We start from the raw sequence: 14,353 nt of genomic DNA on the forward strand, positions 1-14,353 counted from the left end.
TCTGGTGTGTTTTGGTTGACCCAGTTCAATGCCTGTACAAAGGCATCCATCGTCGCGTCCAATTTGGCGGCTTGCGACGGGGACACCTTGAGCTTGCAGGATATAGTCAGGACTTGGCTCATAAGTTCATTGTACTTCATCAAAGCGCATTCCTCCCGGCAGTGACCCTACGGGTACAGTGCGGGGCTCCTGCGATTTCTAGCTGAGACAGGCTGGGAACTTCATACTCGTAGGGCAGGGCTGGGATCCGAAACATAGAGACCCCCAGTTGGGATCAATGCTGGGGCGGGGATCCTGCCTCGGCCAGGCCGATTTCCCTCAACCGCTGGGCCAAGTATTCTCCGGCAGTCAGGGAAGGGAACCGAGGGATCCCGCCGGTGCGGGCCACACAAGTCGGCAAGGGTGTGAGATCCACTTCTGCACGCGGATGCACAAAGAAGGGAATGGAAAAGCGGCGCTCTTGGGGGTTGTCGGGGTTGGTCACCCGATGGGTGGTGCTGCGCAGCAGGCCATTGGTGAGGTTTTGCAGCATATCCCCAGCATCGACAATGATCTGACCAGGGAGGGCCGAAATGGGCAGCCAAGATCCATCTCGTTGCAGAAGCTCTAGACCTGGCGCGGTGGCTTCACACAAGAGCGTAATCAAGTTGATGTCTTCATGGGCTGCAGCTCGTAAACTCTGGGGAGGGGCTTCAGCAGGGATCGGTGGATAATGAATCACCCGCAAGAGATTGGCTCCTCCTTCCGCCGCTTTGGGCAGGTATTCGGCAGGCTCCCCCAGATACAGAGAGATTGCTTGCAACAGTCCCTGGGCACAGGTTTCCAATTGGGCGAACAGCTCTAGCATCACCCTGCGAAATTGGGGCACCTCCCGAGGCCAGATGTTGGCAGGAAGGTGGGGATCCCCTTCGCGCCCGATGTGCCAAAACTCTTTCAAGTCAGGGTAGGGGTGATTTTTGGCATGTTCTTTGCCGAAGTGGGTGTACCCTCGTTGCCCCAGCAGCGCCGGATCCTCATAGGCTCTCTTGGTCGGCTCTGGCAAAAGAAAAACGGCTTCTGCGGCTTCATAGGCTTCCCGGATCAATTCCGGCAATAGGCCATGGTTGACCAAGGCAAAAAAGCCAATCTGTTGCAGCGCTTCCCCCACCTGGCGGACAAACTGCTCCCGCTCACCTGACGTTCCGTTTTGAAAGGCGGCGAAATCGACAACTGGCAGGGTCTGGCGTTGGGGAGTGGTTACCACGGCAAAAGTCGTCTCCGGCGAAGAGTCAACGCTATTTCTAGGCAGCGGGCTTGGTGTCCTATGCTATCCTTCCTAGGGGGACAAGGGGAGAGGTTTGAACCGAAGATGATCTGTTCGGGGCCCATCTGCGATATCTAGAGTCTAAAGCCGCTCGGCTATTCACCTTCCCACAAGATGTAGGTAAAACCCTGCCAAACCTCTGTTGCCTTTGCCTGGAGATTGCACCTTAGTAGTGATTAGTAGTGACCTGTGCCCTTTTCGGGAAGGCTGTGATAGAGTCGATAAAAGCAAAGTTATGACTGAGTTTTCCCCAAGAGCAGTTTGAGCGCTGGGTAGGCGAAATGGAGGGAGTTGTTCTGTTGTTGCAGTGGCTTAACTTGGTAAGGCAGGGCAGGCTACTTCTTCCCTCTTTAGCCGATTAAAGTTTTTGTGAAGTTAGGGATTAAGTTGGGGTCTCTGTTGCTTGTCAACCATAACCGCGCCTAGAATTGCCGAGGATTGATGTTTCTGGAGATGGTTTGCAGACACTATTGATTTTGCTTTCCTTTGCTTGCTCTCAATCTATTGACCTTTCGAGACCGACTGCCCTATGACAGACACTCATCCCTGTGCCCCCTGTATTGTGAATACGGGAACTCTGGTCAATAAGCGGGATATTTACCGACTCCTATCCGATTTGGCCCGTGTTCGCTACTTCGATATTGTCGATGGCTCAGTGCGGAAGCAAGGGGAAGGCTGCGTGGTGGATGTTTTTCAGGATCCCACTGCTGCCACACTGGTGGTAAACCGTAGCCTCTACTTAAATGTGAACAGCTTTGACTATGCCTGTCTGCGGGATCCCGCTTCCGAAGAAGAGATTGCCAACCTGGGCAAGGAGCAGCCGGGCGTGGTTATCGACTTGGTTCAGGACGGACGTATTCTGCGCTTGGTTCCCCTGGTGGAGCCGCGCTCGGATCCCGAGGAGCTCTTGGGGGATAACCAGGCGCTGCGGGCAGCGGTGGATGTTTTGGCTGCGGGCTGGGGCATAGAAGAAGAAGGATCTTCTGACTCTTTGGATTGTTAGATTGAGGGCTTCCGACCTGAAGATATAGACCTCCAAACCCACCTCTTCCTGGCCTTGAAGTTGACCGGTGCGGTGTGGCGCAAATCATGCTCAGGAGGAGGGTCGCAACCGGTATGATCCAACTGGGCCGTGAGGCTCTTTGCGTTTGGGGGTGGTGTGAAGGTTTTTTCGGGGCAGCGACTGCTTTTGGGCAGAGTGTGGGGCCTGCGCCTGCTTGGATCCCTGGTGGCTGTGCTTCTGGTACTGGCGCTCAAGGCTTGCGGCGGAAGTGGTGGCTCCTCTTCTGTGAGTGTCATTCCCACTCCCATTCCAACCGTCATTCCCACTTCTACTCCAACTGTCGTTCTCACCCCTACTCCGACTGTCGTTCCTACCTCTTTGCCCTCGCCGACGGCTGCCCCTGTTTCCCAGTTCACCATTGACGTTCGCTTTCCCGACAACAGTCTCACCCCCACCCAGCAGTCGATCATCCGCAGTGCTGCTCTGCGCTGGCAACAGCTCATCGTTGGCGACCAGCCGGATCTGCCTCCCACCACCATTCGGGCCGACGAATGCGATCGAGGGTTTCCCAGCACGCCACTCAATTTCCCCATCGACGATCTGCTGGTGGAGGTGCGGGCCAGAAACCTCGGCGACGAGCGAATTTTGGGGGGAGCTGCTCCCTGTTTTGTGCGGGCCTCTAACGGTCTGCCTTTCTACTCCGTCATTTTGTTCAACAGCCAAAACCTATCGGCTTTGGAAGAACGAGGGGATCTGCCCATTACCGCCCTGCACGAGTTGGGCCATGCCTTGGGCTTCTTGCCCATCGTCTGGGATCCCAAGGGGCTAACGGTGGGCTTGGTGGGACGGGATCAGCCTACGCCCCCTAGCTATGATCCCCGCTTCATCGGCCCCAGGGCGGTCAGCGCCTTCGCCACGCTGGGAGGAAACGCGCCCTCTGTTCCTTTAGAAAACGAGTTTGGGGAGGGATCCCGAGATTCCCATTGGCGGGAGAATGTCTTGGGCCGCGAGCTGATGACCAGCCGCATCGACCGGGGGGTAGCCAACCCCTTGAGCATTCTCACGGTGGGAGCAATGGCAGATATCGGCTATGAGGTGAATCCAGCAGCGGCGGATGGCTTTGCTTTGGGGCGCGGCAGGGGGGTCTCTCAACCTTTGGAGCTGCAAGAGCTGGAGTTGACCCTACCCCTACAGCGATTTGACGCCGAGGGCAGGCGGGTGGGGGATCCCCAGGCCTAAGAAAAGGAGTATATCTACTCATGGCCAAGAGGCTACCTTTTAACAATAATGAAGGTCGAGTTGTATAACTTCACAACATCGACATAACATCGACAAGTTCTCAACATCGACAAGTTCTCACCTCATCTCTTTGCAATTAGCTATGGGTATCCTCAAAAAGCTTTTCGGCGGCCTGTTCTCCTTCTTCGGCATTCTCTTCGGCGGCTTGGTGGATTTTGTTACCGGGCCTTTTCGTCCTGCACCGGCTTCCCCCAGCTCTGCTCCGGTGGCTACAGCTGTTCCTGCCAACAAGCCCAAGGTGGTGGTGGAGAAGCCTTTTGTGCCCAATGAGATCTCGGCTCCGCGTCCTAACCGTCGCCCTGGCCCGGCTTTGGATGTGTTCCGGGCTATGGTTCAGGAGATCCCTTCGGCGCGAGCTTAGTCTGCCCATCTTCGGGAGCAGCCCGTAAGATGGAGGTGACACCGCTGGAGACTGCTCTCTATGTCCGATCTCTCTTTCTCAGAACAAGAACGGCTGAAACAGCTTGAGCGTGAACTGGAGCAAGCGGCGGCGGCCTCTGGGGATCCAGGAACATCCGTTGCGTCTCGGGGGAAAAGTGCCGTTCGAGCTTGGATTGAGACTTGGGGGCGTCCACTGGTGACGGTCTTCGCCATTCTGGGCTGTATTCTTCTGGTTGGGCTGTTCTTCCGGGTTTTCGGCACTGTTCTCAGGTGGGCGGTGGTGGCGGGGTTGGGCTATCTGCTCTATGCCTGGGTGGTGGCACCGCGGCTGGGCCTTCCCACCGGAGCTAAGTCGAAGCCAGAGGACAGCAATCTCGACAGCTTTTGATGCCTAGGGATCCCTGGCGAGCCTATGTTTACTTGGCGGCGGCCATCTTGGGCTGGGCCACGGCTGCCAGCGCTTTTAAGTTTGGGTTGCGGTACCTGTCGCCGACGGTTCTGCTGATTTTTTCGGCCTTTAGCTCTTGCCTGATCCTGGGGATCGTTTTGGTGGTTACAGGGCGGGCAAGGTTGATCGGCAGGCAGAAGGGATCCCAAGTCCGCCTATCGGCTCTTCAGGGGCTGCTCAACCCCCTTGGCTACTATGGGGTGTTGTTCCAGGCTTATGACCGCCTGTCGGCTCAGGCGGCGATGGCTTTGAACTACACCTGGCCGCTGGTGCTGGCTCTTTTGGCGGTGCCGCTGTTGGGAGAGCGCTTTCGCTGGCGGCTGGTGTTGGCCTTGGGGGTGAGCCTGCTGGGAGTGGTGCTGGTGGCTACGGGGGGATCCTGGGGCACCTTGCAGGTGGAGGATCCCTGGGGGGTGCTGCTGGCGGTGGGCAGCTCTGGACTCTGGGCGCTCTATTGGCTACTCAATGTGCGGGATGGGCGAGATGCGGTGCTGAAACTATTCATGGGGTTTCTCTTTGGCAGCCTCTACGGTCTGCTGCTGCTGCCGTTGCAGGAGGTCTCTTGGAGCCTTGCCGGGCTGGGTTGGGCAGCTTACATTGGTCTGGCGGAGATGGGCTTAACTTTTGTGTTTTGGCTGCGGGCTTTGGAGTTGGCGGGCCACCGGGGATCCCTGGCCAACTGGGTGTATGTGACGCCTTTTTTGTCGTTGGGGTTGATTGCGGTGCTGTTGGGCGAGACGATTGCGCTGGGATCTGTGGTGGGCCTGGGCTTGATCTTGGCGAGTAACCTGTGGGGATCCCATAGGGAAAAGCCCCCCGCGGATCCTGTTCTGTCTTGAGGTGGTCGCGTTCGCGCCAGCGGGACGGAGTCCTATCGCGTTAGCGGGACGGAGTCCTATCGCGTTAGCGGGACGGAGTCCTATCGCGTTAGCGGGACGGAGTCCTATCGCGTTAGCGGTGCAGAGCATGACTCTAGTCAATAATAAGCTCAACTATACTGAAAATAATGTATAATATGTTCAGTACGGATTACTACCAGTTGATCTTTCTGTTTACTTTCGAGTCTGCCAACATGGTAGCCAAAGCAAAGCAGAAAATTGGTAGTAAGACGACACGGAAACTGCGCTTTGGGTATTCTACTCAAAGCTTTGCGGGATACCGCCATTCTGTTTGGAAACAAACAGAATGCTATCGCTGCATAGTTGAACAGTGATGTTCAGCAGTGTTCAGCGTAAATGTATCAGCACAATGAATCCCGTTCCTCTCTATGTGGCGGCAACAGCTCACGGGTTTGGGCACGTTACCCGTCTGGCGGCGGTCGTGAATGCTTTGCTGCGGCGGGATCCCCATGTTCTGCCCATCTTTGTTACGCCGGCTCCCCGCTGGCTCCTGGAGCGTTACGTGGAGGGGAAGTTTCTCCATCGGCCGCGGGCGTTGGATGTGGGGGTGGTGCAGCCGGATGGGCTGCAAGCGGATCTGCCGGCTACGTTGGCTGCCCTCAAGGCGTTTAAAGCCAGCGCTGCGGAGCTTGTTCGAGAAGAAGCGGATTTCATTCGAGCCCAGGGGGTGCCTTTGGTGTTGGCGGATGTGCCGCCCATTGCTGCGGCGATTGCCCAGGCTGCTGGGATCCCTTGCTGGATGGCCAGTAATTTTGGCTGGGATTTCATCTACCAAGAATACGGCCCTGAGTTTCAACCGTTTGTGGCCTGGGTTCGGGAGCTCTATGGGCAATGTGACCTTCTGTTTCGCCTGCCTTTTAGCGAGAGCATGGTCGCGTCAGCGGTGCGGAGCACTAGCGCTTTTCCGCGTCAGCAGGAGGTGGGGCTGACGGGATCGGATCCCCGCTACGGGCCGGAGGAGGTTGCCGCCCAGTTGGGGTTACACCCGGAGCAACCCAGGGCTTTGTTTACCTTTGGCGGGCTGGGGGTGCAGGGGTTTCCTTACGAGCGGCTCCAAGATTTTCCCGACTGGCAGTTTCTCACCTTTGATCCGGAAGCTCCTCCCTTGCCCAACTTGCGGGTTTTGGATGGGCAGGTGTGGCGACCGGTGGATGTGATGCCCCTCTGCCGCTGGGTGGTGTCCAAGCCGGGCTATGGCACTTTGGCGGAGGCCCTGCGCAGCCGCACACCTATGGCCTGTGTTACCCGCTCTGGGTTTGCCGAGTCGCCGTTGCTGGTTGAGGGTCTGCAGCGCTACGGCTGGCATCGCATCCTCTCCCCAGAGGAGTTTTTTCAAGGATCCTGGGACTTTTTGCAGGATCCCGCCCACCCGCCCCAGAGGCCGGATGGGTTGGATCTGCAGGGGAATGAAACCCTGGCTGCGGCCTTAGAGGCATTCCTGCGGGGGAGGGATCGCGGGTAGGATAGGGGGCAGCTTTCTGCAGCGGATCCCTTCACGGTAGCGGTGTGGAGCCCTATGGCTAGCAGCTCGTTCGGGTCAGCGGTGCGGAGCACTGCGGAATCTTTGCGGCAACTGTACGAAGAACTGCCCTACCCCAATGTTTCCATTGAGGCCTCGGGCCGCAACGCCATTGAGGGGCTGTACCGCCTGAGCTTGACGACGGCTCAGTACGCTCGCACTCGCGCCATTGTGCCCAGCGAAGGCGCTCTCATTTTGAATGCTGGCTGCGGCTCGGGCTGGGAAACGTTGATCTTGGCGGAGGCCAATCCGGGGGCGCGGCTGGTGGTGTGCGACCTGTCGGCAGAGTCGGTACGGGTGACGGAGCGACGCTTGCGCTACCACGGTTTTGGAGAGGTGGAGTTGTATGTTCTCGACCTGTTGGATATCGAACAGTTGGGGTTGGAATTTGATTTCATCAGCCTTAACGATGTGCTCTATCTGCTGGACGATCCGGTGGCGGGGCTAAAAGCCCTCAAGCGGGTTCTCAAACCTGACGGGATCCTGCGGGCCAACCTGCACCACGCCTACCAGCGGGAGGTCATCTTCCGCATGCAAGAGGCGTTTCGGCTGCTGGGGCTGTTTGATCTACCCACTCCTGAGGCCTGTCAGCGGGTACGGGAATTCATGGCCAGTTTGGCCTCGGACGAAATGCGGGCAGCCCTGCGCTGGAACCCTGAGATCTACAAAGACGACACCAACATCCGGGCCAACTACCTCTTGCCAGGAGACAAGGGCTTCCTGATCCCCGACCTGATGCGCATGCTCGAGGAAGCTGAGCTGGGCCTGGTTTGTCTGGTGGACTATGCCGACTGGGATCCGGCGCTTTTGTTCAAGGAGAGGGCCATGCCCCCCTGGTTGCAAGCTGAGTTGGACAAGCTCTCGCCTGCGGATCAAAATCACTTTTATGAGCTGATCTACCCCAACCATCGCCTCATTGACTTTTGGGCGGAACACCCCGGCTCTTCCTTGGTCTTGCCCTGGAGCGACGCCGATTGGCTGGGGGGCAGAGTGCAGCTCAACCCCATCCTGACCGACAACGTCGAATTTCGCCAAAACTTTGCCAAAGCTCACGAGAAAAAGCTGGAGTTTGCTATGAATTGGCCGGGGGCTAGCTATGGGCGCCTGACCATCTCAGCCCCTCAGATGGCTTGGTTGGGATCCCTGTTGCAGGGGCCAACGGCAGTGAAAGCCTTGATTGAGCAAGCGGCCCAGGTCAACACGTTAGAGCCGGAAGCGGCCCAGGAGGAGGTGCTCACCTACCTGGCGGGGCTGGAGTCGTTTTTGTTTGTGATGTTGGATCCTGCACCCGTTCCAGGAGAAGGAGTTTTTCCAATCGCTTGAGATCCCCGAGCCTTTCTCCCAAGGGTAGAGGGAAGCCAATGGGCCGGTTCACGGCAACTTGGAACGACTATTGAGGGATTGAGGCTCTGCCGGGCTGCAAGAACGGTCTTGGGCAGATGTCAGATGGGAAGAGATCCCTCTCTAGCGATCCACCAGGCGCAGCTCGAAGGTGAGGATGTTGGCGGCCAAAATCTCCAAAGCCCCGCCCTCAATGAGGTCGCGAGTGAGGGCAGCCCCGGAGCCACTTTGTTGGATCAATTCGCGGCTGCGGCGCACCGTCTCCTGTCGCTGGGGATCATCCACAACCACCTGCCGCTGATTGGACAGGCTGAGGCGATAGAAGTTGGGCAAATCTCCCCGGGTGGCATCAATGGCCAGATTGGTCTCTTCGGGGGCCACACGGAAGGGGGCGCGAGCGGTGAGCAGAGCCACCTGAATATCTTGATCCCGCCCATCGAGACCCTGCAGCTCGGAGATATCGATCTGGAAGTTGAGGGTATCGCGGTCGCGGGTGAGGCGATTGACCCGTACCTGGTTAAAGCCGACCGCAAACTCTCGTTCCGGCTCTCCAAACCGCTGGATGGTGGCCTGCAAGACCGACTCTTCGTTGAGGGGGGTAACCCGAATGAGGTAATCCCAGTCCCGCACAAAGGTGTACTCGTTGGGCCCCACACGGACGTTGGGATCCACCAAGTTGGCGGTGGGACCGGGGCTACCGGCCCGGCTGAGGGCCACCACGTACCAGTAGTTGGGGCTGATGGGCAAACCCAGAGTCATGCGTACTTCCAACACAGGCCGGGCCCAAGCTGCAACAGCCGTGAGAGCTGTTATGGCCATGGCCCCGAAGCAACTCCACAGCCAGCGCTGGGGAGGAAAATTAAGCTGCGGCGGGCGAGAGCAAGTGATGGCTGTAGTTCTCATTCAAGCCTTTTCAAGGGCAGTTGCCTGTCTGATACATTCACGCTGAACTCTCCTGAACATAGTTCAGGAAAGAAGCGATCGCATCCTGCCTATCTCTGAGCAGGAAGGCGGTATCCCGCAAAGCCCTGAGGAATACCCCCGAGCGCTTTCCCCCTTCACTTCCCGGCAACCGTTGCGGTGGACTTAAGGATCAGGGGGAAACTTGGTCTACTATATCCCTCTCAATGACTTTTGCCAAACCGCCTAAAGCTCAGTAAATTCAGCAAAGTTCAGGGTTTTGGGGGTTAGAGGCATGCTCTCCGGCAGGGGGTGGAAGCCTGAACTCCTTTCCTGCTGATCTGGGAACAGTCTAGCCAGGAGTGGCGTGCCCTCAAAGGGTATCCTTATCGCGTTAGCAGGACGAAGTCTCATTGGGGTGGGGCGAAGCGCGGCGAAAGTTTTTGTTAAGCATACACCTTAGTTCCGGACTGGGAAGATTTCAAGCGCTTTTGCACAGGTTTGGGGAGGCTCTCGTTCATTACCTTGGTTGGTTAAGCAAGTGCAGGGGTGGGATCCCTTTGTCCACCTACCTGTCCCTATGCCTATTGTGGGAGCAACTTGACGATGCGAGCGCGAACGGCCTTGCCGCTGCTGTGTCTTTCTTTGCTGTTAACTGCCTGCCGAGCTGGAAGGCCGCCCCAGGAGATGGAGGGGGACGGCCAACCCCCCACGCCAGTGGGAATAGGAGTGGTGGAAGAACGGATGATTGAGGAGGCGTCGGAATTTATCGCCAGCCTCGGATCCCAGCAGGTGGCCAGCATCCGGCCCCAGGTGAGCGGACAGGTGACTCGGGTGTTGGTGCAGTTGGGATCCCAGGTGGCTGCTGGGGCACCTCTGTTTGAGATCGACAGCCGTCAGCAACAGGCGGCGGTGGCCGGCCAAACGGCGGGGATTGCCGCGGCCCAAGCCAACCTGGAGAGCAGCCGTGCTCTGCTCAGCCAGTTGCGGGCGGATCGGATGCGCCTAGAGGCAGCGGCGGAGTTTGCCCGGGATCTGCACGAACGTAACCTGCGCCTATTGGCGGAGGGGGCCATCAGCCAGTTGCAGGTGGATCAGTCCAGCCGCGATCTGCGCCAGGCGGAGGCGGCTTTGGCAGCGCAACAGGAGCAGATCCGCGCCCAGGAGGCAGCGATTTTGCGGGCAGAGCGAGAGGTGCAGCGGGCCCAGGCAGAGGCGGAGCGGCAGCAGGTGCAATTGCAGTTTTTCCAGGTCACGGCTCCCTTTGCGGGCATTGTGGGGGATGTTTTGGTGAGGCAGGGAGACTACGTGACACCGCAAACGGTTTTGACTACCCTGACCCAAAACCAGGCACTGGAGATCAACCTCAATATCCCCCTGCAGCGGGCCCCGCAACTGCGCATCGGCACCCCAGTGCAGCTCCTGGACAGCCGCGGCGAGGTGATCGGCACCAGCCAGATCTCCTTTATTGCTCCCGAGGCGGAAGCCAGCACGCAGTCGGTTTTGGCCAAGGCCCTTCTGGAGAATCCAGCCGGGCAGTTGCGCTCGGCGCAGTTTGTGCGGGCTCGTGTCATCTGGGAGGAGCGACCGGCCTTGCTGATTCCGGTGACAGCGGTGGCCCGCTTGGGAGCGCAAACCTTTGTCTACACAGTGCAAACGACGGAGCCGCCAGCAGAGGGCATGCCCCCGGGGGCGGTGGCGGTGCAAAGGCCGGTACGGCTGGGATCCATCCACGGGAACAGCTATGAGGTGCTGGAGGGCCTAGAGGCCAATGAGCCAATTGTGCTCACTGGCCTGCAAAAAATCCGCGATGGCGCACCGATTATTGATGAGGTGATCCTTCAGCAGAGGGGGCAGCAACAAGGTGGAGAGGGGGGATCCCCGCCCTAGAAGAGGCTGTGCATTCTCAGCAATTCTTATTTGCCCCAGTTTTGGCCCAGTCATCCAAGCTTCAACTTGAAGGGCGACCAGCTCAACCGGTATCTCATCGCAGCGGATCCTTAGACTTATGTTCGTTGACTTTTTCATTCGCCGTCCTGTTTTCGCTACCGTCTGCTCCATCATCATTGTGCTGGTGGGGGCGGTGAGCATTCCCCTACTGCCGGTGGACTACTACCCTCAGGTGGCGCCGCCAGCCGTAACTGTGACAGCCGTTTACCCTGGGGCCAATGCCGAGACGGTGGAGACGACGGTGACCAACGTGCTGGAGCAGGAGATCAACGGCGTCGAGGGCATACGCTACCTCTCTTCGGTGAGCAGCAGCAACGGTACCAGCCAAATCACGGTCACCTTCAGCCCCGATCGGGATCTGGACATAGCGGCTGTGGATGTGCAGAACCGAGTTGCCCGAGTTCAGGCGCGGCTGCCGGCAGAGGTGATCCAAAACGGCATCAGCGTGGAAAAGGCCGGCGACAGTGCTTTCGTGCAGGTGGTGGCGCTGCGTTCGCAGGCAGGGGAATATGATGAGCTGTTTTTGAGCAACTACGCAGAGCTGTTTGTGCGGGATGCTTTGCGGCGCATCCGGGGCGTGAGCGATGTCATCATCTTTGGAGAGCGCACCTATGCCATGCGCATCTGGCTGGATCCGACGCGGCTGGCCAGCTATGGTCTGACAGCTCTGGATGTGGTGAACGCGGTGCGCCAGCAGAATATCCAGGTGCCTGCCGGCCAAATTGGCAGCCAGCCCAGCCCGCCGGATCAGGAGTTTCAGATCAGCGTCCAGGCAACGGGGCGGCTCTCACAGCCGGAGGAGTTCGCCCAGATTGTCCTCAGGGCCAACCCCGATGGCAGTTTGGTACGCATTGCCGATGTGGGTCGGGTGGAGCTGGGAGCGCAAAGCTATGATACGTTCTTCCGCATCGGGGGACAGGAGGCGGTGGGGATCGCCATTACCAAGCAGCCGGATGCGAATGCCTTGGAGGTCTCGCGGCAGGTGGAGCAGACGTTGGAGGAGCTCTCCCGCAACTTTCCGCCCGGCTTGATCTACGAGATCCCCTTCGATGCCACCCTGTTCATTACCGAGTCGGTGCAGGAGGTGATTTTCACTCTGTTGCAGGCGATTGGCCTGGTGGTGTTGGTGCTGTTTATCTTTTTGCAGGATTGGCGCATCACCCTCATTCCCACCATCACCATCCCGGTAGCGCTGCTGGGTACTTTTGCTTTTGTGCGCCTGTTTGGCTTTTCCATCAACACTCTGACCATGTTTGGCCTGACTCTGGCCACCGGTCTGGTGGTGGACGATACCATCGTGGTGGTGGAAAATATCTCCCGCTATATCCGTGATCGCGGCATGCGGCCTCTGCAGGGGGCCTCGGCGGGGATGAATGAGGTGTTGGGGGCGGTGATTGCCACTACGTTGGTGCTGTTGGGGTTATTCCTGCCGATTGCCTTTTTTCCCGGCACCAGCGGTCGCATCTATCAGCAGTTTGCCGTCACCATTGCGGTGGCGGTCTCTCTGTCCACGTTCAATGCCATTACTTTGGCCCCGGCGTTGTCGGCACTGCTAATTCGCCCCCGCTCAGAGCAGATGTTTTGGCTGCTGCGCTGGTTTGACCGCGCCGTGGAAGGGATCCGAGCGGCCTACTGCCGCCTGCTGGAGCTGGTGGTGAGGCTGCGGCTGCTGGTGGTGGCTGGATTTGTCGCCTGTTTGGGCCTCACCTACTGGCTGTTCCAGGTTGTGCCGACGGGGTTTGTGCCGGATGAGGATCAGGGCTTTTTCATCACCATTGTCCAGGGGCCGCCGGGGGTTTCCCTCAACTATACCGACAGGGTGATCCGGCAGGCCGCCGCTATTTTGGAGGGGATCCCTGAGATCGAAAATCGGGTGATCGTGGGGGGGTTCAGCTTTACCGGGCCCTCGCCGGGGAATGGGCTGATCTTTGCCACCCTCAAGCCCTGGGAAGAGCGGCGGCAACCGGAGCAATCGGCGCAAGCGATTGTCAACCGGCTATTTGGGCCTTTTTTGGGCGGGATCAGCCGCGCATTGGTGATCCCGATCCTGCCGCCGGCCATTCCCAATTTGGGGGTTGCGGGCGGGTTTACTTTCCAGCTTCAGGATCGGGGGGTGAACGATTTCAACCTCTTGGAGCAGACGGCCAACACCCTGTTTTTTGTGGGCAACTCGCCGCCCCCGCCGGGCCAACCCCCCTTGGGCTTGCGGATTAACCCGCCCACCTTCAACGCCAATTCGCCGCAGCTAGAAGTACAGGTGGATCGGGAGATGGCCCAGTTGCTGGGGATCCCTCTGTCGGATGTCTTCGGCACGCTGCAAACGCTGTTGGGGGGCACCTACGTCAATGATTTCGACCTGTTCAACCGCAATTACCGGGTCTACGTGCAGGCAGATCAGATCTTCCGGGCCAACCCAGAGAGCATCGGCCAGTTCTACGTGCGCGGGGGCCAGGGGCAATTGGTTCCGCTGAGCACTTTGGTGCAGGTGGAGGAGACCACCGGCCCGGCCATCATTAACCACTTCAACCTTTTCCGTTCTGCCGAAATTCAAGGTAGCCCCCTGCCGGGCTTCAGCTCAGGGCAAGCGATTCGGGCAATGGAAACGCTGGCCGCCCAGTTGCTGCCCCAGGGGTTTGGCTTCGAGTGGTCGGGCCTGTCGCTGGAAGAAATCGAGTCGGGAGGACAGGCGCCGCTGATCTTTGCTTTGGGCTCGGTGTTCGTCTTCCTGGTGCTGGCGGCGCAATTTGAGAGCTATGTGGATCCCTTGATCATTTTGTTGGCGGTGCCGCTGGCGGTTCTTGGGGCTCTTTTGGCGCAACTGCTGCGGGGCTTGACCAACGACGTCTTCTGCCAAGTCGGGTTGGTGATGTTGATCGGGCTGGCCAGCAAAAACTCTATCTTGATTGTGGAGTTTGCCAACCAGTTGGTTGCCCAAGGGATCCCACTGCTCAAAGCTGCCACCCAAGCAGCCGAGACGCGCTTCCGCGCCATTCTGATGACCGCCCTGAGCACTATCCTGGGTATTTTCCCTCTGGCAGCGGCCACGGGCGCAGGGGCAGCCAGCCGTCAGTCGCTGGGCACGGCGGTGATCGGCGGTATGCTCGTTTCAACGGTGCTCAGCTTGCTGATTGTGCCGGTGCTCTACCTGGTGATCAAAGGGATCCAGGCGCAGATTTTGGGGGGATCCCCTTCGCCTGTGGATCTGGCGCATTTGCCGCCGCCGGAGGATCCCAAAGAGGTGCTGCCTGGTGGCGACAGCGTTGGGTAGCAAGAGGGATCTGCTTGCTTCTTCTCTTCTGGCGGAAAAGCG

Annotated in this window: 11 protein-coding genes and 1 pseudogene; 9 read left to right on the forward strand and 3 right to left on the reverse strand. The window is 58.6% G+C overall.

Features of this window, described 5'->3' with window-relative positions; all coding sequences use genetic code 11:
- Both ACVWZ1_RS08245 and ACVWZ1_RS08250 read right to left on the reverse strand, forming a co-directional pair.
- Positions 1-122: pseudogene (locus ACVWZ1_RS08245) on the reverse strand (RNA-guided endonuclease TnpB family protein); the annotation flags it as partial.
- 152 nt (positions 123-274) lie between these two features.
- Positions 275-1,243 carry an isopenicillin N synthase family dioxygenase gene (locus ACVWZ1_RS08250; RefSeq protein ID WP_457503092.1) on the reverse strand — a complete coding sequence of 323 codons (969 nt, stop codon included), beginning with the start codon at positions 1,241-1,243 and terminating at the stop codon, positions 275-277.
- Between the two features lie 589 nt (positions 1,244-1,832).
- Here ACVWZ1_RS08250 and ACVWZ1_RS08255 point away from each other — a divergent pair.
- The 7 genes from ACVWZ1_RS08255 (at position 1,833) to ACVWZ1_RS08285 (ending at position 8,175) form a co-directional block, all read left to right on the forward strand.
- The gene (locus ACVWZ1_RS08255; protein WP_457384155.1) at positions 1,833-2,306 is read left to right on the forward strand and encodes a hypothetical protein; all 474 of its coding nucleotides are present in this window, start codon (positions 1,833-1,835) and stop codon (positions 2,304-2,306) included.
- Positions 2,307-2,462: 156 nt separating this feature from the next.
- A complete protein-coding gene (locus ACVWZ1_RS08260; protein ID WP_457503093.1) occupies positions 2,463-3,545 on the forward strand; it encodes a leishmanolysin-related zinc metalloendopeptidase in 1,083 nt (360 codons plus the stop codon).
- A 142-nt stretch (positions 3,546-3,687) separates the two neighbouring features.
- On the forward strand, positions 3,688-3,966 hold the full coding sequence (locus ACVWZ1_RS08265; protein WP_414342915.1) for a hypothetical protein: 279 nt from the start codon (positions 3,688-3,690) through the stop codon (positions 3,964-3,966).
- A gap of 60 nt (positions 3,967-4,026) precedes the next feature.
- Positions 4,027-4,374, forward strand: coding sequence for a hypothetical protein (locus tag ACVWZ1_RS08270; protein ID WP_457503094.1), 348 nt, complete (start codon positions 4,027-4,029; stop codon positions 4,372-4,374).
- A complete protein-coding gene (locus ACVWZ1_RS08275) occupies positions 4,374-5,273 on the forward strand; it encodes a DMT family transporter (RefSeq protein ID WP_457503096.1) in 900 nt (299 codons plus the stop codon). The genes ACVWZ1_RS08270 and ACVWZ1_RS08275 overlap by 1 nt, the downstream gene beginning before the upstream one ends.
- A gap of 409 nt (positions 5,274-5,682) precedes the next feature.
- Positions 5,683-6,795, forward strand: a complete 1,113-nt coding sequence (locus ACVWZ1_RS08280) for a glycosyl transferase (RefSeq protein WP_457466377.1) — start codon at positions 5,683-5,685, stop codon at positions 6,793-6,795.
- A 54-nt stretch (positions 6,796-6,849) separates the two neighbouring features.
- Positions 6,850-8,175 (forward strand): class I SAM-dependent methyltransferase, encoded by a 1,326-nt coding sequence (locus tag ACVWZ1_RS08285; protein ID WP_457503097.1) that lies wholly within the window; start codon positions 6,850-6,852, stop codon positions 8,173-8,175.
- Positions 8,176-8,316: 141 nt separating this feature from the next.
- On the opposite strand, the gene ACVWZ1_RS08290 is transcribed toward ACVWZ1_RS08285, so the two are convergent.
- Positions 8,317-9,012: a hypothetical protein gene (locus ACVWZ1_RS08290; protein WP_414357768.1), complete on the reverse strand. Its 696-nt coding sequence runs from the start codon at positions 9,010-9,012 to the stop codon at positions 8,317-8,319.
- A 687-nt stretch (positions 9,013-9,699) separates the two neighbouring features.
- Here ACVWZ1_RS08290 and ACVWZ1_RS08295 point away from each other — a divergent pair.
- Together ACVWZ1_RS08295 and ACVWZ1_RS08300 are read left to right on the forward strand one after the other, a co-directional pair.
- Positions 9,700-10,983 carry an efflux RND transporter periplasmic adaptor subunit gene (locus tag ACVWZ1_RS08295; RefSeq protein ID WP_414375006.1) on the forward strand — a complete coding sequence of 428 codons (1,284 nt, stop codon included), beginning with the start codon at positions 9,700-9,702 and terminating at the stop codon, positions 10,981-10,983.
- A 118-nt stretch (positions 10,984-11,101) separates the two neighbouring features.
- On the forward strand, positions 11,102-14,311 hold the full coding sequence (locus ACVWZ1_RS08300) for an efflux RND transporter permease subunit (RefSeq protein WP_457503099.1): 3,210 nt from the start codon (positions 11,102-11,104) through the stop codon (positions 14,309-14,311).
- The last annotated feature ends 42 nt before the right edge of the window (positions 14,312-14,353 follow it).

The organism is Thermostichus sp. MS-CIW-25, from assembly GCF_054060015.1.